The following is a 19,624-nucleotide window of genomic DNA, read 5'->3' on the forward strand; positions in this document are numbered from 1 at the left end:
GAGAAGGCTGTTTTCGAGGGCGATCAGCTTCGCCCCTGCTTCAACACATTCAGAAAGGCCGAAGCCGCCGGCGACAGTTTTTTCGCTTTCAGATGCGTGACATACCAGTGGCGCATCAGGGGAAAGCCCGTCACGTCCAGCTCGCGCAGCGCGCCGGTGGCGAGTTCGAGCGTCAGCACATGGCGCGACAGGACGGCGAGGCCCAGGCCGGCGGCCACCGCCTGCTTGATCGTCTCGTCGCTGCCCAGCGTCATCCGCCCCCGCAAGGGAATCTCGTGCTCGGCGAAATAGCGCTCGGTCGCCTGCCGGGTGCCGGAGCCCGGCTCGCGCAGGATGAAGGGCTCGTTCTCCAGCCTTTTCGCGGCGATTCCGCGCTCGCGGCTCAAGGGATGGTCGGGCGCCGCCACCACGACCAAAGGGTTTTCGATGAAGGGAAAGGCTTCGACCTCCATGTCCTGCGGCACGCGGCCCATGATGTAGAGATCGTCGCGGTTCTGGGCCATGCGCTCCAGCATCTGGTCGCGGTTGACCACCTCCATCACCAGATCGATTCCCGGATGGGCGCGGCAGAAATCGCCGATCATTTTGGTGACGAAATAGCGGGCGGAGGTGATCATCGCGAGGCGCAATTCGCCGCTCTCCAATCCGCGCATCTCGGACAGTTCCATGCCCAGCGCCTCCAGCCTTTGCAAAATGTCGCGGCTGGCGGCGGCGGCGGCGCGGCCAGCCTCGGTGAGGCTCAGCTTCTTGCCGGTCTGCTCGTGCAGGGCCAGGCCGATGCTTTCGGTCAAGGACTTGATCTGAATTGAAAAAGCCGAGGGCGTCATGTTCATCTCCTCGGCCGCCCGCGTCATGTTGAGATGGCGCGCGAGGGATTCGATCAGGCGCAACTGGTGGAGCGTGATCCGCCGCAGCATCCATATACTCCACTATGAGATAACGTTCTAAACAATGAACTTATCTCAAAGGTTATAGCGGCGTAAACAGGGGCATCGCTTACGGACTGGCGTGAACGTCAGCCAAGGAGGGAGAGAAAGCCCATGGAAACCAAGATGAAGGAACTCAAAGGCAAGGAGCGCTACAAGTCCGGCGTTCTGAAATATGCCCAGATGGGTTACTGGAACGGCGAATACGAGCCGAAGGCCACCGACATCATCGCCCTTTTCCGCATCACCCCGCAGGAAGGCGTGGACCCGATCGAAGCGGCCGCCGCCGTCGCCGGCGAATCCTCGACCGCCACCTGGACCGTGGTCTGGACCGACCGCCTCACCGCCTGCGATTCCTATCGCGCCAAGGCCTATCGCGTCGATCCGGTTCCCGGCAATCCCGGCCAGTATTTCGTTTACGTGGCCTATGATTACATCCTGTTCGAGGAAGGCTCAATCGCCAACCTCACGGCCTCGATCATCGGCAATGTCTTCTCGTTCAAGCCGCTCAAGGCGGCGCGCCTCGAAGACATGTATTTCCCGCCGGCTTATGTGAAGACGTTCAAGGGCCCGCCGACCGGCATCGTCGTCGAGCGCGAGCGCCTCGACAAGTTCGGCCGCCCGCTGCTCGGCGCGACCACCAAGCCTAAGCTCGGCCTCTCGGGCAAGAACTACGGCCGCGTGGTCTATGAAGGCCTCAAGGGCGGCCTCGACTTCATGAAGGACGACGAGAACATCAACTCGCAGCCCTTCATGCACTGGCGCGACCGCTTCCTCTACTGCATGGAGGCGGTGAACAAGGCGACCGCCGTCACTGGCGAGGTCAAGGGCCATTACCTCAACATCACCGCCGGCACGATGGAGGAGATGTACCGCCGCGCCGAATTCGCCAAGGAACTGGGTTCGGTCATCGTCATGATCGACCTGATCATCGGCTATACCGCGATCCAGTCGATCTCGGAATGGTGCCGCCAGAACGACATGATCCTGCATCTGCATCGCGCTGGCCACGGCACCTATACGCGGCAGAAGAACCATGGCGTGTCGTTCCGCGTCATCGCCAAATGGATGCGCCTCGCCGGCGTCGACCACATCCATGCCGGCACCGCCGTCGGCAAGCTCGAGGGCGACCCGATGACCGTGCAGGGCTATTACAACACCTGCCGCGAGGCGGTGACGAAAATGGACCTGCAGCGCGGCATCTATTTCGACCAGGACTGGTGCGATATCCGCAAGATGATGCCGGTGGCGTCCGGCGGCATCCACGCCGGGCAGATGCACCAGCTGCTCGACCTGTTCGGCGACGACGCGGTGTTGCAGTTCGGCGGCGGGACCATCGGGCATCCGATGGGCATCCAGGCCGGCGCGACCGCCAATCGCGTGGCGCTCGAAGCCATGGTGCTGGCGCGCAACGAAGGCCGAGACATCAAGACGGAAGGTCCGGAAATTCTCCGCGCCGCCGCCAAATGGTGCAAGCCGCTCGAAGCCGCGCTCGACACCTGGGGCAACATCACCTTCAATTACGCCTCGACGGACACGTCGGACTTCACGCCGACGCCTGTCGCCGCGCAGTAAGGCCCGCCCGGACCAGCCTCGCCGTCATTGCGAGGAGCCGACAGGGCGTGCTTGGCGCGCCCTGTGGCCGGCGATGACGGCGACAGCCATCGAACCGAATTCAGGAGCACTGACATGCGTATCACTCAAGGCTGTTTCTCTTTCCTGCCCGATCTCGACGACGAGCAGATCAAGGCGCAGATCGAATATTGCCTGCGCAACGACTGGGCCATCGGCATCGAATTCACCGACGATCCGCACCCGCGCAACACCTATTGGGAAATGTGGGGCAATCCCATGTTCGACCTGAAGGACGCTGCCGGCGTGATGATGGAGCTGAACGCCTGCCGCAAGGCCCTTCCGGATGTCTATATCAAGCTCATCGCCTTCGACTCCACGCGTGGTTTCGAAACGGTGCGCACCGCCTTCATCGTCCAGCGGCCCAAGGTCGAGCCGAATTTCACCATGACCCGCACAGACGTGCAGGGCCGGTCGATGCATTACACCCTGTCGCCCACGAGGTGACGCGATTTTCAGCTCTCGCTGAAATCGCGTTCCGCCGGCGCGGAAAACCGCTTTCTGGTCCTGGAATTTCGCGCTTGGGCGTTTCCATGGATCGCAAGGCGATCTTGTGGAACTCGTGACGACAACGCGGAGCCGGAACTCTCCCCCTCCGGCTCCGCACCCCATGTGAAGAAGCCCAAATCAAGAAGATCGAATCAGGGGATCGGACAATGAACGAACATGTTCCCGCTTCGGAAGACGAAGCGCCCGCCGCGGCCGAGACGCGGGTCGATCTCGCCGAGGATTATCGTTCGTCAGGCGTCGCCGACGTGCTGGCCGATCTCGACCGTGAATTGATCGGCCTCGCCCCGGTCAAGCAACGCATCCGCGAGACCGCCGCGCTGCTGCTGGTCGACCGCGCGCGGCGCAAACTCGGCCTCGCCCATGAGACGCCGACGCTGCACATGAGTTTCACCGGCAATCCCGGGGTCGGCAAGACCACGGTGGCGCTGAAGATGGCGAACCTGCTGCACCGGCTCGGCTATGTGCGCAAGGGCCATCTCGTCTCGGTCACCCGCGACGACCTCGTCGGCCAATATATCGGCCATACCGCGCCCAAGACCCGCGAAGTGCTGAAAAAGGCGATGGGCGGCGTGCTGTTCATCGACGAGGCCTATTATCTCTACAAGCCCGACAACGAGCGCGACTATGGCCAGGAGGCGATCGAAATCCTGCTCCAGGTCATGGAGAACCATCGCGACGACCTGGTCGTGATCCTCGCCGGCTATGCCGACCGGATGGAGAGTTTCTTCGCCTCAAATCCCGGCTTCCGCTCGCGCATCGCCCATCACATCGAATTCCCCGACTATAGCGACCAGGAACTGCTGCGCATCGCCGACAGCATGTTGGGGAGCCAGGAATATCACTTCGACGACGAGGCCCGCGCGGCTTTTGCCGAATATATCGCGGCGCGGCGCAGCCAGCCGCATTTCGCCAACGCCCGCTCGATCCGCAACGCGCTCGACCGCGCGCGGCTACGCCAAGCGAACCGCCTGTTCGAGAGCGGCGGCCTGATCGACGCCGCAGCGCTCTCCACCATCAAGGCCGAGGACATTCGCGGCAGCCGCGTGTTCGCCGGAGGTTTGGCCCATGAAAGGGCCAAGGATGAAGGGACCAAGTCCGAATAGGATTCCTCCGCTCTCCTGCTAAAACGGCCGTGTCCTTGCGTGGGGAGGCCGCCGTCGGAGAGAAACTCGGCCTGTTTCCGAGAGGAAATGGGCCGTCTTTTTTATGGGCGCGCCGTCCGCTTCAGGCTTTCCGGCGGCGGGCAAAACTCAAGCCGCATGCGTCCACGGACTGGCCTTCGAGGGCGCCGCTTCGCGCTAATATTGTGGCGCTTGGCCGATCTTGAGCTCGACCCGACGCGCCGCCGGTCCATCGCCAAACCCGCTCTCCCTGGCTTTCAATCTCGCGCCAAAGGCCTCTGCGCCGGAATAATCAATGAAGACCTTTTCGCTGGACACGCAGCGCTAGCCCATCGTTGGCGAAAAGCGGCCGATCAAAGGAACGGAATCGCGATTAGGCACGTCCCGCCGGATGCTCTTCTCGACATTCTTCCGAAAGAAACGGGCGATTGACTTGTCGTTCAACCCGCGAGTTTCTCTGGCGCCAATTGTTGCGCGCGGCCCGCGAGGCGGACCCGCAGCGCCATCGGAACCTGACGGCGCGCCTTGGCGCGCGGATAGGGCAATTCTTCGACGGCCTTGCCTTGGGGATAGAGCGCCTCAAATTCCGCCCAATTGTCAAAATTCAACCGCTCGACATTATCGACAAAGGTTTCGGCCGGCGTGTTTTCCGCGAAGATCAGCGAATGTTCGTCGAGTTCGACATGGTAATAGACGAAAATCTTGGGAACATTGGTTTCGCGGGTGATCGACGTCCCATTAACCAGAGCGCCGGCGTGGATCAACACGTCGTCGACCAGCAGCGCATGATCCGGCGAAACCAGCAGATCACGAGCCGGAACATTTTCGTCGAGCGCGCCGGCGCGCACCCGGATTGGCAGCACGCGCAATGGATCGGCGAAACGGAGGGAAATTGTCTGGCGCCCGATCCAGTTCACCGGCTTGGCGATTCCTTCGCACGTCAACACTAGATCGCCGCGCTTGAGCGTCTCGATCGCCGCTTCTCCCGCGGGCGTACGAACCAGCGTGCCGGCCATGAAACAGAAGTAAGTGATCTCATCGACGCTCGTCGATTCATTCAGCACGAACTGGTCCTGGGAATAGGTTCCGTCGAGCGTCAGTTTTTCGAGGACGACATTGCTCGCGTCCTCGATCAGCAGCGTTCCCTGGCTCGCCGTGTCTTGGCTCCAGACGATATGCTCGATCCCGGCGGCGCCCGCGACTTTGATGGTGTCGCTGGCCGCCGCCGTGTCGCCGGTTCCGGTAAAGCCCGAAATCGCGGCGGTGAAGCTGCTCAAAAAGGCGCCCAGGCCGGTAAGGTCGAGCGTTCCGCCATTGGCGCCGGAAACTGCCGCGAACTGGATTCCGCCGGATCCGATCGACGCCCCTGCGTCGAGTATGAGCGTTCCGCCGCTGATGACCGGGGCGTCGGCGACGCCGCCGGACAGAATGCTCGCCGTCCCTCCGCTGAGGACGGTCGTATCGGTCGCCGTTCCTCCGGAATCGACGATCTGGATCCCGCCGCTGTCGACCGTCGTGCTGGTCGCATAGCCGGTCCCATTCTGACCGCCGACATATTGAGTCCCGCCGACCGTTGTGTTGGTCGCATAGCCGACGCCGGAATTATAGCCGACATATTGAATGGCGCCGGCGTCGATCGTCGTGTCCGTCGCCGTGCCGGTCCCGTTGACGTCGCCGACATCCTGTTCGCCGCCGCTCAGAATCGTCGTGCCCGTCGCGCTCCCGACCCCGCTATAATAGCCGACGGCCTGTACGCCGCCGCTCGCGATCGTCGTGCTCGTCGCATAGCCCGTCCCGCCGCTGACGCCGACATCCTGTTCGCCGCCGCTGATCGTCGTGCCGATCGCCGTCCCGATTCCGTTAAAAGCGCCGACGCCTTGATAGCCGCCGCTGTAAATCGTCGTGTCCGTGGCCGTGCCGGTTCCGCCGCTTATGCCGACATATTGGCTTCCGCCACTGATGATTGTGCTTTCCGCCGAACCAATCCCGCCGCTCTCGCCAACGTACTGAGTTCCGCCGTCGATGGTCGTGCTCGTCGCGTACCCGACGCCGGAATGATAGCCGACATATTGGGAGCCGCCGCTGCCGATCGACGTGTAGGTCGCCGTACCGGTCCCATAAACATCGCCGACATCCTGATAGCCTCCGCTCAAGATCGTCGTGCTCGTCGCGAACCCGGTCCCGTTCAGGTAGCCGACGGCTTGTTCGCCGCCGCTGGAGATCGTCGTGTCCGTCGCCGTCCCGGTTCCATAGTCATAGCCGACATATTGCAGGCCGCCGGAGACAATATTGGTCCCGCTGTCGCTGTCCGAATTGCCCGGGCCGGATCCGACATATTGGGTCGTGTTCAGAGTTCCGCTCATCGTTTCACCCCGGGCGTCTTCAAGCATCGGCCGATGCTTGTCATTGCTGCATTTTGGTTCCCGCGCCGCGAATTTCCGGCCTGGGGCTTTAGCTTACCTGCTTGCCGGCGCGGCGCGTTCCCGAAAATTCCGTGGTGCGCCCACGACCTTATTCCACCTGTTCCACTGTGGATCAGGCTGGCGGCTTCGAACTGGCGCGGCGCGACCTTCCGGCCACGCGCGAAAGGGACATCGGACGACCCGGCCGCCGAGCGTATCGACCAACGGCCCTGCCCAGTTTACGGTAAAAAATTCCACAAGTGGATTACGTAAAATTACGTAATTCCAGTATGCACAATTTGCAGCCAACAAGGCTGCCGCGCTGGTAGACGCAACGCTCCATGCGCCGCGCGACGGAATGGCGTCGCCGCGCCCCGCATAAATTTCCGTTGATTCACGCTGCCGGCTCATTCAAAGCAGGCAAGGGAGGACGAGGCGTGACACTCGACCAGTTGCGCATTTTTGTCGCCGTCGCGGAGCTTGAGCATGTCACGCGGGCGGCGCGGCAGCTCAATCTGACGCAATCGGCGGTCAGCGCGGCGATCGGCGCGTTGGAGCAGCGTCACGACATGAAGCTGTTCGACCGGATCGGGCGGCGGGTCGCGCTGACCCAGGAGGGCCGGATTTTTCTCGTCGAGGCGCGCGCCCTGCTCATCGCCTCGCAGCGGACCGAAAAGGTGCTGACCGACATCGGCAGCCTGAAAACCGGGCGGCTGAACATCGCCGCGAGCCAGACCACCGGCAATTATTGGCTGCCGCCGCGCCTGGCGCGCTTCGCGGAAAACTACCCCGGCGTCGGCGTCCATCTGACGATCGGCAACACCCATGAGGTCGCCGAACTGGCGGCCGGCGGCGAGATCGACCTCGGCCTGGTCGAGGGCGCCGTCTCCGATCCGCTCCTCACGGTGACCCGGATTTACGACGACGAACTTCTGGTCGTCGCCGCGCCTGCGCTCGCCGAGCCTTTCTGCGGCGCGCAGGGCGCCGAGATCTATGACTCGGCGTGGATCGACGCCCCCTGGGTCGCCCGCGAAAAAGGCTCCGGCACGCGCGAGGCCTTCGAGGAGGCGATCCAATCCCTGGCGCCGATTGAACGCACGCGGCGCATCGTGCTCGAACTGCCCTCGAACGAAGCCGTGCGCGCGGCGGTCGAAGCCGGCGCCGGCCTTGCGGTCATGTCGAGCCTCGTCGCCCGCGCCTCGATCAAGGCCGGCGCGCTGGTTCAACTGCCCTTCGCCCTGCCCAAGCGGCCCTTTTACGTGCTTTCGCACCGGCAGCTCTATACGTCGCGCGCCGCCAAGGCGATGCTCGCCCTGATGCTCGACGCCGAACCCGCGAATTCCTGAGATTTTCATGGCCCGTCCCAAGGCGGCGGCGTTCGTTTCCAAAAACCCGCAAGCGCTCCTATATTAAGACCGTCATTCTTTCACCGGGAGGGAAGCGTGCGGAAAACAATCGAAATCGCCGTGGCGCTCGGCTTCATTCTCGCAGCGTCGGCGACCCTTGCGGCGGAAGGCGGATCGACGCGCCATCGCCATCATCGCCCCGCGCACGCGGACGTCAGGACGCAACACACGGTTCAGCCGCAGCCGGAGGAGTCGCTCATCCCGTCGTTAACGCCCTATGCGCGTTCGGGCGAGGGAAACAATAATGGTCTGAGCCGCGATCCGGACGATTGCGCCACCGGCTGCATCGGCGGCAATGCCGATTGATTCCGAAAGGCCGATCCAGCCCTTTGGAATCCTGTTCTAGAACGTGAGCCGGGCGCCCGCCGTGGGCGCGATGTTCTGGCTGTGTTGGAAGCCGCTCGCCACGCCGCCATAAACATTCGACACCAACACGCCCGCATAGAGGGTGACGCGGTCCACCGGGCGGTAATTGACCCTGAACGAATAGGAATAGCGTCCGCCGGCGCACCTCCCGCTGCTGGTCGCCGTTCCCGAACCGGTGCAGGTCGCGGGCGCGGCCAGATAATCGTTCTGGCTTTCCCAATAGGCGCCCGCGGCGAGATCGACGTCCTTCGTCGCCGCATAGCGCACGCCCGTCCACACCGTGTTGAGGAGGCGGGAGACTTCAAAAGCGTTGGAGGTCACGGCGCTGGGCGGAACGACGATCCCCTCGGCGATCGTCGACAGGCCGAACGGGGCGCCGTCGGTCGGATTGCCGGTGCGCGAATGGACATAGCCCATATAGAATTTGAACGGTTTCCAATCATAGCGCGCGAGCAGCGCCATCCCGGCGGTGTCGGCCAGGGTCGCCCGGACGATCGCGTTCGGATCGTAGCCAGGCGGTAAGGGCGCGCCCGAAAAGCTCGACAGCATGACGGCGTTCCGAGCATATCCGGCGATGGCGTCGAGCGACAAATTGCCGAAACGGGCGCCGAGTTGGATCTGGGATTGGTTGGTGGCGGCGTTACCGCCGCCATAGCCGCCGATCTGGGTCTGAGCGGCGAGATGCACGCGCCGATAGGTCAGGCGATAGGTCAGAGCCGTATTGACGCGCGCCGTCGGGCTGGCGCCGAAGCCGGAATAAAGGGCCGAAAAGCCGAGTTGCGAAAAGGCGACCGAGGCGACCGGATCATAGGCGCCGAAAGCCGAAGTGGTCAGCGTGTTGGTTCGGCCATAGGTGAGCGTGCCGAAAGTCGGGTGGCTCAGGCCGATGAAGCCCTGCGAATTGTCCCACTGTCCGGCGCGGCTCGAATCGAACGCCGTCCGCTGGTAGGGTACCGCGTAGAAATTATTGTCGGCGAGCGATTGCGGGCCGTTGATCAGGCGGAATGAATAGGGATTGAAGCCGGCTTCGGCGACGCCGATCAAGCTCCATTCGCCGAAAATCTTCTGATTGAGCGTGACGCCGATCACCGAAGTGCTGGCGCCGTTAGGCGCCCGCAGCCAGTGGCTGTTGGCGCTGTTGCGGACAATGGCGTAATTGGGCTTGTCGGCATAGGGGCCGATCGGCGCGCCCCATTGCTCGTAGCCGAAGCCGCCGTCGATATTGCCGATGAGGGTCAGCGGACCAAATTGCAGCGGGCAATCCCGCGCCGAGGAATTCAGGTAATTCCAGAAGCTGCTCAGACAGGAAGGCGCGGCCTGCTCGCCGGCCGAGGCGGAGCCGGCAAAAGCCGACTCGAAGAAAATTGCTGCGAGGACACGCTTCATCCGGCTGCCGGGTTCCTTTTGCTGGCGCCGCCGAAGCAATGCCGAACGCGCGTGGCGGACAGCTCGACGCTCGTTCCCATTTTATTGGCGGCCCGGACAGGCGCGCAAGCCACTATACTCCCGCTTTTCGCCCTGAGCGCCGGAGGAAGAATCGAAGTCCTTGTTGCGCGTGAGCAAATTCGGGCAATTTTTTCGGCGCGCAGGGCGAAGCCGCGCATTATCCTGAAGCGCAACGCCAATTTTTTGCTCGCGAGGGAAGAAAAATGCTGAAACCGGAGACCGATGCGGAAGGCTATTTGATCGATCCCATCGATTGGAGTGAGGAATGGGCCAGGGAAAAGGCCCGCGAACTCGGCATAGAACTGACGGAGGACCATTGGGCGGCCGTCCGGTTCATGCGCGCTTTTCAAGAGGAGCATCATGTCGCGCCGGACGCCCGATTCGTCATGCGCCACCTGAGCGAAACGCGCGGCGCCGGCCGCAACCGGCTGTTCGAGCTTTTCCCTTATGGCTATGCCGGCCAGGCCTGCAAGCTGGCCGGCATGAAGCGTCCGCGCGCCTGGAGCACCGGCTGAATCATACGGTTTCCGCAAAATTGCCATGCAATCCGCGAAAACGTCATGGCGCGAAAATCCTTAAGATCGCGGGCGGATTTTCGCGCCAGCGGAATAGGATTTCCGTGAACGGAAATCCTATCAGGCTCCGATCCGGGAACTGCACAGCGCCGGGCCATAGATCGCGGCGAAGCCAAGAAAGGCCGCGAGCCAGGCGAAGGCCGCGACATGGAGCAGAACGAAACTCCATTCCGGCGCCAGCGCCGCCGCGATCCGCGCCAAAGCCGCGAGCGCCAAAGCGGTATAAAGCAGTTTCGTTCCCGGACCCGCGTGGAGCGCGCGGCCGGTATGGCCGAGGCTCGCGCGGGTCATGACCGCAAGCGTCATGCCGCCGATCCCGCCCACCGCCCAGGCGTGCAGCCCGGCGCTCGGCGATAAGCCCGGAAGCCAGGCGGCGAGCCCGCTGAGCACGAAGCCGATCGGAATGAAGGCGAAGGCGAGATGGAGGACGAGAACCAGCGCCTCGCCCGTGGTCCGATCGCCCGCCCAGCGCCCGAGGCGCACGAAGTTGAGAAGGCCCGCGAAGATCAGGGCGACGCCGACCGTTCTATTTTCCGGGGCGCCGACCCATCCGACCAGCGCCAGCGCCGAAAACGCCATGCAGATGGCGTCGAAACGTCCGAAGCTTTTCGGCAGACGGTCGGCGCCGCGCCTCTGGAGGAAAGTGTGGGTGAAGCTCGGCACGATACGGCCGCCGACCAGCATGATGAGAGCGATGAGCGCCGCCACCGCGAACCGCCGGCTATAGGCCGCATCGCCCGTCACATGCGACTCGATATGGAACGCCACATTGGCGAGCGCATAGAGTGCGACGACGGCCAGCACCCGCATATTGCGCCAATTTTTGCCAGCAACGACCTCCCGCGCCATGGCCGCGCAAAACAGGATGAGAAACGCGCTATCGACCGCCGCCGCCAGCGCCCAGCCGATCGCGCCCGACAGGGCCACCGCGACGCGGCCCGCAAGCCAGACGGCGAAGAGCGCCAGCAGGGGCGTTCCGCGCAGCGGCAATCGCCCCGTCCAGTTCGGAACGGCGGTAAGCAGGAAGCCGGCGATCACGGCGCCGCCATAGCCGAACAAAGTTTCATGGGCGTGCCAGTCCATCGGCGTGAAGGCGTTGGGAAGAGTCAGTTCGCCGAAATATTGCGGCAGCCACACCATCACGGCGACGACCGCCCATAGAGCGCCCGCGAGGAAGAACGGCCGGAATCCGTTGCTCAGGATTGCGGGACCGGCGTCGCGGCGGCGGCTTGTCGCGTGAGAGCTCGTGGCGTGGGACATGGCGGCTCCTTGGTCGTTCGTCCCTCGCCTGCTAAATCTTTTTCCGCGCCCCGACGTTGCGCGGGCGCAAGCAACTGGCGGAAGCAGGGAGAAAATTTCGTGGCTAGGCTTGATCGATCCCTGATCGCAGGCGCGTCGGCCTTCGCCGGACTGAGCGCCGAAGCGCTCGACGAAATCCTGAGCAGGGCGGAGATTCTGCGTCTGCTCAAAGGCGAGACCGCGTTCCGCCAGGGCGAAAAGGCCGACCGCTTCTTCCTGCTGCTGCACGGACGGCTGCGCGTCACCCGGGTCAATGCGCAGGGCGCGCAGATTCTGGTCCGCTTCATCGCGCCCAACGACCTGTTCGGCGTCGCCATGGCGATCGGCGCGGCGGCCTATCCGGGAACGGCCACAGCGGCGACGGAATCGCTCGCGCTGGCCTGGCCCAATGCTTCCTGGGCGGAGCTGATCGCGACCTATCCCAGCCTCGCGGTCCAGGCGATGCAATCGCTCGGCGCGCGCCTGCAGGATACGCAGGACCGCGTCCTCGAACTCTCCACCCGGAACGTCGAGCGGCGCATCGCCGGCGCGGTGCTGAAACTGGCGCGCCAGGCGGGGCGCAAGACCGACGAGGGCGTGCTGATCGACTTCCCGCTTTCGCGTCAGGACCTCGCCGAAATGACCGGCGCGACGCTGCACACGGTCAGCCGGACCATGAGCGCCTGGGAGGCAAAGGGGCTGGTCGCCTGCGGCCGCCAGCGCGTCGTCGTTCGTGACGAGCCGGGGCTCGCCGCGATCGCGAATTCGGATGAGTGAAAATTACGGCTGTCGCGACGCCGCAAGAGGGCGCGCGGTGCGGCTCGATCGTGGTCCCGAAAACAAAATCCGCTTTCCTGAGAAACACATGCCGATATGAGCGTGAAGTTTCTGGTTTATTGAACGCGAGCTTTCGATAATGTTCGCAAGAATCGAGTTGAGTTCAGGCCAAAGTTACGCTTAGATTCGTGAGTCGTCGGCAATATGCGGCTGGCGACCCAGTTCGAATATCGCACGATGAAAAATGGAAGTTTCGATCCGCCTTTCAGCGAGTTGATTGTCGAGCGGCTCAGGCCCGACCGGGGATTGGCCGAACCCGTCTATCAACAGATGGCGCGGGCCTTTGCGGAAATGGTCGAGGCCGGCGAAATCCGCGAGGGCCAGAGCCTGCCGGCCGAGCGCATTCTCGCGGAACGGCTCAATCTGAGCCGCACTACCATCCGCCGTTTTTACGAGGAATTGCGCCGCGACCATGGCCTGACGTCGAACCGGCGCTCGGGGCCGGTGGTGGTCGCCCCGCCCCGCCTGTCGCCGCGCATGGGCGCGCTCAAGGGGTTCACCGATGAAATGCTCGAACTCGGCGTCGAACCGACGACCCGGCTGCTTTCGCGCGAGATCGTCCAGGATCGCATGATCGCTTCGATTTTCGGCCGCCCGTCATCCTCGCAATTCCTGAAACTGGTCCGTCTGCGCCTGGGCGACGGCGAGCCCCTGTCGCGCGAGACGGCCTGGTTCGACCTGACGGTCGCGCCCGAACTCGCCGGCTGGGACGTGCGCGGCTCGGCCTATCATTTCATTTCCGACGTTTGCGGCATCAGGCTGTGCGACGCCGAGCAGACGATCGAAGCAGTGCTGAGTTCGGCGGAAGAAAACGCTGCCTTCGGCTTTTCGCAACCACAGCCCTGCCTGCTGATCAAGCGCCGGACTCACGCCGCCAGCGGCCAGATCGTCGAATATGTCGAAGGCGTCTTTCGCGGCGACGCCTATTCCTACCGGACCCGGCTCAACGCGTCCGTTCGCGGATGAACCGCGACAAAGTCGCCTCGTCGGCGAGGCGGTCGAGGATCCCTCGGCTGCGGGCGACGAGGGCGCCGCAGGCGTTGGCCTCGCGCAGCGCCCGCGCCAGTTCGGTCCCGCGCCCGAGCGACCAGACGAGACCCGCGCCGAAGGCGTCGCCCGCCCCGGTCGCGTCAACCTGCTCGATCCTGTAGGCCGGCGCATGGAGGACCGCGCCTTCTCCCGTCAGCGCCACCGAGCCCTCGGCGGCAAGCGTCACGACGACCAAGCACCCGCGGCCAATCCGTTCGCGCCCGAGCGCCGGCAGTTTCTCGATCCAGGCGCGCGCTGTCCAATCGACGGCGTCCGGTTCAGCGAACAGCATCGCCGCCTCCGTCTGGTTGACGACGAGCAGATCAATGAGGTCGAGCATCCGGTCGTCCGGCTCGCGCCACGGCGACGGATTGAGGTAGGTTCGCAGCCCTGCCGCACGGGCGATGCGGAACGCCTCGAGAATGGGGGCGTCGGGCGCCTCGAATTGCGCCAGAACCCAATCGGCCGCGCGCACGGCTGGTTCGGCCGCGCGGACGTGATCGGCGGACAGCAAGAGATTTGCGCCCATGAAGGCGGAGAGAAAATTCGCCCCGTCGGGCGCGATAAACCCCACACCGAAGCCCGACGGCGCCTCGACCTGACGGATGAAGTCAGTCGCCATGCCAAGGCCGCGAATAAAATCCGTCGCCGCCGCGCCGACGTCGTCGCGGCCGACCGCCATCAGCAGATCGGTCCTGACGCCCAGCCGATAAAGCCCCGCCGCCAGGTTGAGGCCCTTGCCGCCATGCTCGCGAAAAACGCCCTCGGCCGCGATGGACTGCCCGGCGCGGGGCAGATGCGGGACATGGAGGAAATTGGCGTTCATGTAATTGCCGACGACAAACGCCCGCATGATTGAATCCGAAAATTGGGAGCCAGCCGATATGCGCGCGATCTTGAATACGGATTTCGTGTTTCGAGCAATTCCCGCGCCGCCGGATGCGTCACGGATTCAGGGCGGAGGCCGGGCAAGGCTGGGTTTTGTGCGCTCTTGCCGAGATCGAGCGCGTGCCTTGCCCCCCGGCGAGCACGATCATCGTCGCGCCTGCTCTTCCAGCAAGGCGGAAAAAGTGTCGAGCAGCCTTATCGCGGACGGCAATTTCGCCAGGGCTTCGCGCTGGTCTTCGTCCGCCGGCTCCAGACCGCGCCACCAATCGATGAAAGACTTTATCAGCGCGCGGGCGGAAATCTGGCCGAATTTCAGCCCCGGAAAAGCGTCGAAACCAAAAGCCCTTTCGACATGCCGCAGGCAATTTTCGACGTAAGCGGAGTCCTCCGTGGAAAGCTTGACCGCATGGTCCGGCGCGCGCCGGACCATGCGAATTTCACTCAGCTCGGGGATATAGTCTTTCATCGATTCCGCACGACTTGCCGCGCCAGCCAATTGCGCCGCCCGATGGCGACTCCTTGGGACAGGCGGTCAGATTAATGCAGGCGATATCTCGCGCAAATCCAAATATCGATGTCGGGCTGGCCCATGCTCGCTGCGGGCGCGGTTTTTGCTTCTTTCGCGGGACAAACGCGCGGCCGGCGATTCGGCCGCGCATTTTCGCATCGGAGACCCTGGTGACCCATTCCCCGCCGGAAGCGCTGAAAAGATTCATCTGGGACATTCAGTCCATGGTCGAACTCGCCGACAGCGAACGGGAAATTCTTGTGATCGGCCGCGATCTCATGACCCGGCTGATCGCGGCGGACGATTGGCTCCCGTCCGCCTTTTCCGCTACTGATCCCGCTTGCGGACAACAATTTCAGCTCTATGCCGACGCCATGGACCGCTTTACGGTTGTCAGCACGGTTCTCGCGCCCGGTCAGGCGACGGCGGTCGGCGTCGAACCCTTCTGGCAGATTTGCGGCGTCCTGCGCGGCGCTTTCGCGCGCCGCAGCTTCGATTTCGACGCCGAAGGCAAGGTTTTGCGCAGCGACAAGGAACAAGAGCTCGACCGTGGAGCCGTCCTGACTTCGCGGGCGCAAGGCGCGGCGCAACTCGCCAATCTGCATTCGGATCGCGTCTCGATCGCCATTCAGGTTTTCGGCGGCGATATCGGCAAAACGCCGCGTCACACTTTGACCACGGAAGGCGCGGCGCTTTTCGGGCCGACCTCCTACGCCAATGCCCCAGACGCGCCGCCTTACGACATCTGGACGATCCAGACCCGGATCGAGGACTGATCCGCGCGGATCATAATCCCGCGATCCTGGCCTGTTGCCCGTTTCATCAAACACCTCATTCTCAGTGTCCACGAAACCAGCGGCAGGCCACTAGAGCTTCCTCTATTGATAGCGCACTAAACGCGAGTTGCGATAATATCGCTTGCTTCGATCAAAATTATCGCTATCTTTATCGCTATGAAAACGATCGTCCTCACGCATCGAGCCGCCAGGGACCTCGACGCCTTGCCGCCCGACGCGCGCGCGGCAGTTTGCGAAGGGCTGATCGCTTACGCGGTTTCGGGAGCCGGCGACGTGAAGCGGCTTTCAGGACGCGAGGGCTTCAGGCTTCGCGTCGGACGCTACAGGATTATTTTTGACGAGGATCAAGAGACGATCCTCGCCATCTATATCGGCAGACGTGAAACCACGACTTATCGGAGGCATTGATGAAACCCCAAATCATCACAACCCCCAGCGGCGAAGAACTTGTCGTCATCCCTCGGGCTGAATATGACGCCATGATCGCGGCGCTGGCGGAGGCGGAAGAAGACGCCGCGGACGTGGCGATCTATGACGCCCGCAAGGCCGAGCTGGCGCGCGATGCGCACGCGGCCTTGCCGGAGGACGTCAGCGCCGCCGTGCTGCGCGGCGCGAGCCTTCTCACCGCCGTTCGGAAATGGAAGAAGCTGACCCAGCAAGATCTGGCGGGGCGGCTCGGCATGTCGCAAGGCTATTTGAGCGACCTCGAATCCGGCCGCCGCAAAGGGACGCCGGAGACGATGGAGGCGATAGCCAACGCCCTAGACGTTCCCCGCTCCTGGTTCGAATGATCAGCGCCCTGCGAAGGCGAGAGCCGCTCGCCAAATGACGTTTAATTTCTGGCGCATATTCCCGAACAAATCGGGAATGGTGGGAGAGGTAGGACTCGAACCTACGAAGGCATAGCCAGCGGATTTACAGTCCGCCCCCTTTGCCGCTCGGGACACTCTCCCTGACCGAAAATTCTCTTTCCGGCGACGAAAAAGCCCCGTGCAACGGGGCTGCTCGTTGCGGCGCTTATGCGTTCGCGCGCCTTTCATGTCAACTGCAAAAACGCGCTGCGAGCGCCGGGGCGATTGTCAAAGCCCTTCGCCCGTGACACGACAGACCGGAGGCGAAGCGGGCGGAGGCGCGGATGAAAAAGCACGGAGGACGTCGGCAGGAAAGGAGTCCCAGCCCCTCCCGCACTGGGCCGGGCGCCCCCAAAAATTCGCCTCAATCGCGGCCCGCGCCCAAAGCTCGCGCGCGCGAGGACAAGCCCCGCGCCGGCGAGGATAAACCCGGCGCGCGCCTTTTCCGGCGACCCTCGGCCGAACTCGCGGCGCTCTATGGCTTTCATGCCGTGCGCGAGGCCTTGCGCAATCCGCAGCGCAACTGCCTCGATCTTTTCGCGACCCCGGCGGCGGCGGAAAAGCTCGGCCCGGACCTTTCCGCGCGGGGAATCGCCCTTCATATCGTCGAGCCGGAGGCTTTGACCGCGCGGCTCGGGGCCGAGGCAGTGCATCAGGGCGTTTTACTCGAAGCCCGTCCGCTGCCGCCGCTCGATGTGAGCGAGATCGCGCGAAAATCCGGGCTGGTGCTCGCGCTCGACCAGATCACCGACCCCCATAATGTCGGCGCCATCCTGCGCACCGCCGCCGCTTTCGCCGTGGACGCCGTGATCGTGACCGAACGCCATGCGCCGGAACTTTCCGGCGTGCTCGCCAAGACCGCCTCCGGCGGGCTCGAACACGCGCCGCTCGTCGAAGTGGTCAATCTCGCCCGCGCGCTCGACCAATTGGGCGAGGCCGGCTATCTGCGCGTCGGCCTCGATTCGGACGGCCCGGCGAGTCTCGAACAGACCGTTCTCAGCGCCCCGGTCGCCCTCGTGCTCGGGGCCGAGGGAAAAGGCCTGCGCCGACTCACCCGCGAGAAATGCGACGTCCTGGCGCGGCTCGACATGCCCGGCGCGATCAAAAGCCTGAACGTCTCCAACGCCTGCGCCGTCGCCCTCGCCTTGACGCGCGCCAGACTCTCAGAATGATCTTATACTTTTTGCTGAATCGCGCCGAACAGCCTTCGGCAAGGGCTTGCCCTCGCCCGCGCAACCGCGTCATAGTGTCGCGTAATTGATCTGAATCAAAAAAAACATAAAGCGAACAAAGAACTTTCTCGCGGGAGGAATGCAGATATGACCCAGGCTGCCTTTGCACGGGCGGACGACCGTAGCCGTCCCATGACGGCGCAGGAAAAACGCGTCGTTTTCGCCTCGTCGGCGGGTTCGATCTTCGAATGGTATGATTTCTTCCTCTATGGCTCGCTGGCCTCGATCATCTCCAAGCATTTCTTCTCCAACGTCAACCCGACCGCCGCCTATATCTTCACTTTGCTCGCCTTTTCCGCCGGCTTCGCGGTGCGTCCGCTGGGCGCCATCCTGTTCGGCCGGCTCGGCGACATGGTTGGCCGCAAATATACCTTCCTGATCACCATTCTGATCATGGGCATTTCGACCTTTCTGGTCGGCCTGCTGCCCACCTTCAACGGCGTCGGTTTCGTCGCGCCGATTCTGCTTGTCCTGTTGCGCCTTCTGCAGGGCCTGGCGCTCGGCGGCGAATATGGCGGCGCGGCGATTTTCGTCGGCGAACATTCGCCGCAGCGCCGGCGCGGCTATTACACCTCGTGGATCCAGACCACGGCGACGCTCGGGTTCCTGTTGTCCCTGATCGTCGTCCTGGCCTTCCGCGCCCTGATCGGCGAGCAGGATTTCGAACTCTACGGCTGGCGCTTTCCGTTCCTGATGTCCTTCGCTTTGCTCGTCGGCTCCGTATGGATGCGCCTTCAGCTGAAAGAGACTCCGGCCTTCCGCATGATGAAGGCTCAGGGGCGCGGCTCGCGCGCGCCGGTTTCCGAGGCCTTCGGCACATGGGGCAACGCCAAGATCGCCCTGATCGCTTTGTTTGGCGGCGTCGCGGGCCAGGCGGTAGTCTGGTACACGGGGCAGTTCTATGCCCTGTTCTTCCTCACCCGCATCCTGAAGGTCGATCTCGGCATAGCGACCATGCTGCTCGCCGGCGCGCTGATCATCGGCGCCCCGTTCTTCCTGTTCTTCGGCTGGCTGTCCGACAAAATCGGCCGTAAGCCGGTGATCCTGGGCGGCTGCCTGCTCGCCGCCCTGCTCTATTTCCCCATCTTCAAAGGCCTGACCGTCGCGATCAATCCGGCGCTCGCCCATGCGCAGGCGACCGCCCCGGTGACGGTGGTCGCCGATCCGGCGCAATGCTCGTTCCAGTTCGACCCGATCGAGAGCACCCAATTCGTGACCTCCTGCGATCTGGCCAAGAACGCGCTGGCCAGTGCGGCGGTGAATTATTCCAACGCCGTGGGACCGGCGGGCGCAGTGGCGCACATTACGATCGGCGGCAAACAGATCGCGGCCTTTGACGGAAGCAAACTGTCCAAGGAGGAACTGGCGCAGAAACGCGCCGCGTTCGAGGCTGAGGTCCTGACCGCGATCGAGGCCGCCGGCTATCCCGCGGCGGCAGATCCAGCGCGGATGAACAAGCCGGCGGCGCTCGGCCTACTGACCTTGCTGATCATTCTCGTGGCGATGGCCTATGGCCCGATCGCGGCGCAACTGGTCGAGCTTTTCCCGACCCGCATCCGCTATACCTCGCTGTCGCTGCCCTATCACATTGGCAACGGCTGGTTCGGCGGCTTCCTGCCGCCGCTCGCCTTCGCCATGGTCGCCGCCAGCGGCAATATCTATTTCGGCCTGTGGTATCCGATCGCGGTGGCGCTGATGACCGTGGTGGTCGGCTTCTTCCTGGTGCCCGAAACCAAGGATCGCAACATCTACGCCAGCGACTGAGGCAATAGGCAAGGGACGGCGCGGCGGCCACCCCTTGCGCCTGCCGCCCCGGACTG

The 19,624-nt window shown here is 63.6% G+C and carries 19 protein-coding genes and 1 tRNA gene; 13 read left to right on the top strand and 7 right to left on the bottom strand.

From position 1 onward, the window contains the following. Positions 1–23 precede the first annotated feature (23 nt). Complete coding sequence (locus K2U94_RS12985; RefSeq protein WP_243067616.1) at positions 24–917, bottom strand: LysR family transcriptional regulator; 894 nt, start codon at positions 915–917, stop codon at positions 24–26. A 135-nt stretch (positions 918–1,052) separates the two neighbouring features. Between K2U94_RS12985 and K2U94_RS12990 the strand changes: the two genes are divergently transcribed. The 3 genes from K2U94_RS12990 to cbbX all read left to right on the top strand — a co-directional run bounded on the left by K2U94_RS12990 (position 1,053) and on the right by cbbX (position 4,171). Further along, complete coding sequence (locus tag K2U94_RS12990) at positions 1,053–2,501, top strand: form I ribulose bisphosphate carboxylase large subunit (protein ID WP_243067617.1); 1,449 nt, start codon at positions 1,053–1,055, stop codon at positions 2,499–2,501. A gap of 114 nt (positions 2,502–2,615) precedes the next feature. Next, positions 2,616–3,005 carry a ribulose bisphosphate carboxylase small subunit gene (locus K2U94_RS12995; protein WP_243067618.1) on the top strand — a complete coding sequence of 130 codons (390 nt, stop codon included), beginning with the start codon at positions 2,616–2,618 and terminating at the stop codon, positions 3,003–3,005. 209 nt (positions 3,006–3,214) lie between these two features. After that, entirely contained in the window at positions 3,215–4,171 is a 957-nt protein-coding gene (gene cbbX / locus K2U94_RS13000; RefSeq protein WP_243067619.1) for a CbbX protein, read from the top strand. Between the two features lie 458 nt (positions 4,172–4,629). Here the strand turns inward: cbbX and K2U94_RS13005 are convergent, their stop codons facing one another. Further along, entirely contained in the window at positions 4,630–6,552 is a 1,923-nt protein-coding gene (locus tag K2U94_RS13005) for a Hint domain-containing protein (protein WP_243067620.1), read from the bottom strand. A gap of 476 nt (positions 6,553–7,028) precedes the next feature. On the opposite strand from K2U94_RS13005, the gene K2U94_RS13010 reads away from it, so the two are divergent. After that, positions 7,029–7,937: a LysR substrate-binding domain-containing protein gene (locus K2U94_RS13010; RefSeq protein WP_243067621.1), complete on the top strand. Its 909-nt coding sequence runs from the start codon at positions 7,029–7,031 to the stop codon at positions 7,935–7,937. Between the two features lie 96 nt (positions 7,938–8,033). Next, on the top strand, positions 8,034–8,303 hold the full coding sequence (locus K2U94_RS13015) for a hypothetical protein (protein ID WP_243067622.1): 270 nt from the start codon (positions 8,034–8,036) through the stop codon (positions 8,301–8,303). 36 nt (positions 8,304–8,339) lie between these two features. Here the strand turns inward: K2U94_RS13015 and K2U94_RS13020 are convergent, their stop codons facing one another. Next, complete coding sequence (locus K2U94_RS13020) at positions 8,340–9,749, bottom strand: porin (protein WP_243067623.1); 1,410 nt, start codon at positions 9,747–9,749, stop codon at positions 8,340–8,342. 263 nt (positions 9,750–10,012) lie between these two features. On the opposite strand from K2U94_RS13020, the gene K2U94_RS13025 reads away from it, so the two are divergent. Beyond that, complete coding sequence (locus tag K2U94_RS13025; RefSeq protein WP_243067624.1) at positions 10,013–10,324, top strand: TusE/DsrC/DsvC family sulfur relay protein; 312 nt, start codon at positions 10,013–10,015, stop codon at positions 10,322–10,324. Between the two features lie 120 nt (positions 10,325–10,444). On the opposite strand, the gene K2U94_RS13030 is transcribed toward K2U94_RS13025, so the two are convergent. Further along, positions 10,445–11,644 (bottom strand): NnrS family protein, encoded by a 1,200-nt coding sequence (locus K2U94_RS13030; RefSeq protein WP_243067625.1) that lies wholly within the window; start codon positions 11,642–11,644, stop codon positions 10,445–10,447. Between the two features lie 99 nt (positions 11,645–11,743). On the opposite strand from K2U94_RS13030, the gene K2U94_RS13035 reads away from it, so the two are divergent. Together K2U94_RS13035 and K2U94_RS13040 are read left to right on the top strand one after the other, a co-directional pair. After that, positions 11,744–12,439: a Crp/Fnr family transcriptional regulator gene (locus tag K2U94_RS13035; RefSeq protein ID WP_243067626.1), complete on the top strand. Its 696-nt coding sequence runs from the start codon at positions 11,744–11,746 to the stop codon at positions 12,437–12,439. A gap of 204 nt (positions 12,440–12,643) precedes the next feature. Beyond that, the gene (locus K2U94_RS13040) at positions 12,644–13,465 is read left to right on the top strand and encodes a GntR family transcriptional regulator (protein WP_243067627.1); all 822 of its coding nucleotides are present in this window, start codon (positions 12,644–12,646) and stop codon (positions 13,463–13,465) included. On the opposite strand, the gene K2U94_RS13045 is transcribed toward K2U94_RS13040, so the two are convergent. Together K2U94_RS13045 and K2U94_RS13050 are read right to left on the bottom strand one after the other, a co-directional pair. Then, positions 13,443–14,381 carry a ribokinase gene (locus K2U94_RS13045; RefSeq protein WP_243067628.1) on the bottom strand — a complete coding sequence of 313 codons (939 nt, stop codon included), beginning with the start codon at positions 14,379–14,381 and terminating at the stop codon, positions 13,443–13,445. The two genes, K2U94_RS13040 and K2U94_RS13045, sit on opposite strands and share 23 nt — an antisense overlap. 180 nt (positions 14,382–14,561) lie before the next feature. Then, positions 14,562–14,882 carry a hypothetical protein gene (locus tag K2U94_RS13050; protein ID WP_243067629.1) on the bottom strand — a complete coding sequence of 107 codons (321 nt, stop codon included), beginning with the start codon at positions 14,880–14,882 and terminating at the stop codon, positions 14,562–14,564. A gap of 212 nt (positions 14,883–15,094) precedes the next feature. Between K2U94_RS13050 and K2U94_RS13055 the strand changes: the two genes are divergently transcribed. The 3 genes from K2U94_RS13055 to K2U94_RS13065 all read left to right on the top strand — a co-directional run bounded on the left by K2U94_RS13055 (position 15,095) and on the right by K2U94_RS13065 (position 16,512). Next, positions 15,095–15,700 carry a cysteine dioxygenase family protein gene (locus K2U94_RS13055; RefSeq protein WP_243067630.1) on the top strand — a complete coding sequence of 202 codons (606 nt, stop codon included), beginning with the start codon at positions 15,095–15,097 and terminating at the stop codon, positions 15,698–15,700. A 225-nt stretch (positions 15,701–15,925) separates the two neighbouring features. Next, a complete protein-coding gene (locus K2U94_RS13060; RefSeq protein WP_336606162.1) occupies positions 15,926–16,129 on the top strand; it encodes a type II toxin-antitoxin system RelE family toxin in 204 nt (67 codons plus the stop codon). Next, positions 16,129–16,512: a helix-turn-helix domain-containing protein gene (locus K2U94_RS13065; RefSeq protein WP_243067632.1), complete on the top strand. Its 384-nt coding sequence runs from the start codon at positions 16,129–16,131 to the stop codon at positions 16,510–16,512. Before K2U94_RS13060 ends, K2U94_RS13065 begins: the two co-directional genes overlap by 1 nt. Positions 16,513–16,589: 77 nt before the next feature. Here the strand turns inward: K2U94_RS13065 and K2U94_RS13070 are convergent. Continuing rightward, a tRNA-Tyr gene (locus tag K2U94_RS13070) sits at positions 16,590–16,674 on the bottom strand. Positions 16,675–16,856: 182 nt separating this feature from the next. Here K2U94_RS13070 and rlmB point away from each other — a divergent pair. Further along, complete coding sequence (rlmB, locus tag K2U94_RS13075; RefSeq protein ID WP_243067633.1) at positions 16,857–17,744, top strand: 23S rRNA (guanosine(2251)-2'-O)-methyltransferase RlmB; 888 nt, start codon at positions 16,857–16,859, stop codon at positions 17,742–17,744. 147 nt (positions 17,745–17,891) lie between these two features. Further along, positions 17,892–19,568, top strand: coding sequence for an MFS transporter (locus K2U94_RS13080; RefSeq protein WP_243067634.1), 1,677 nt, complete (start codon positions 17,892–17,894; stop codon positions 19,566–19,568). Positions 19,569–19,624 lie beyond the last annotated feature (56 nt).

Origin of the sequence: Candidatus Rhodoblastus alkanivorans (genome assembly GCF_022760755.1) — a bacterium.
Taxonomy (GTDB): Bacteria; Pseudomonadota; Alphaproteobacteria; order Rhizobiales; family Beijerinckiaceae; genus Rhodoblastus; species Rhodoblastus alkanivorans.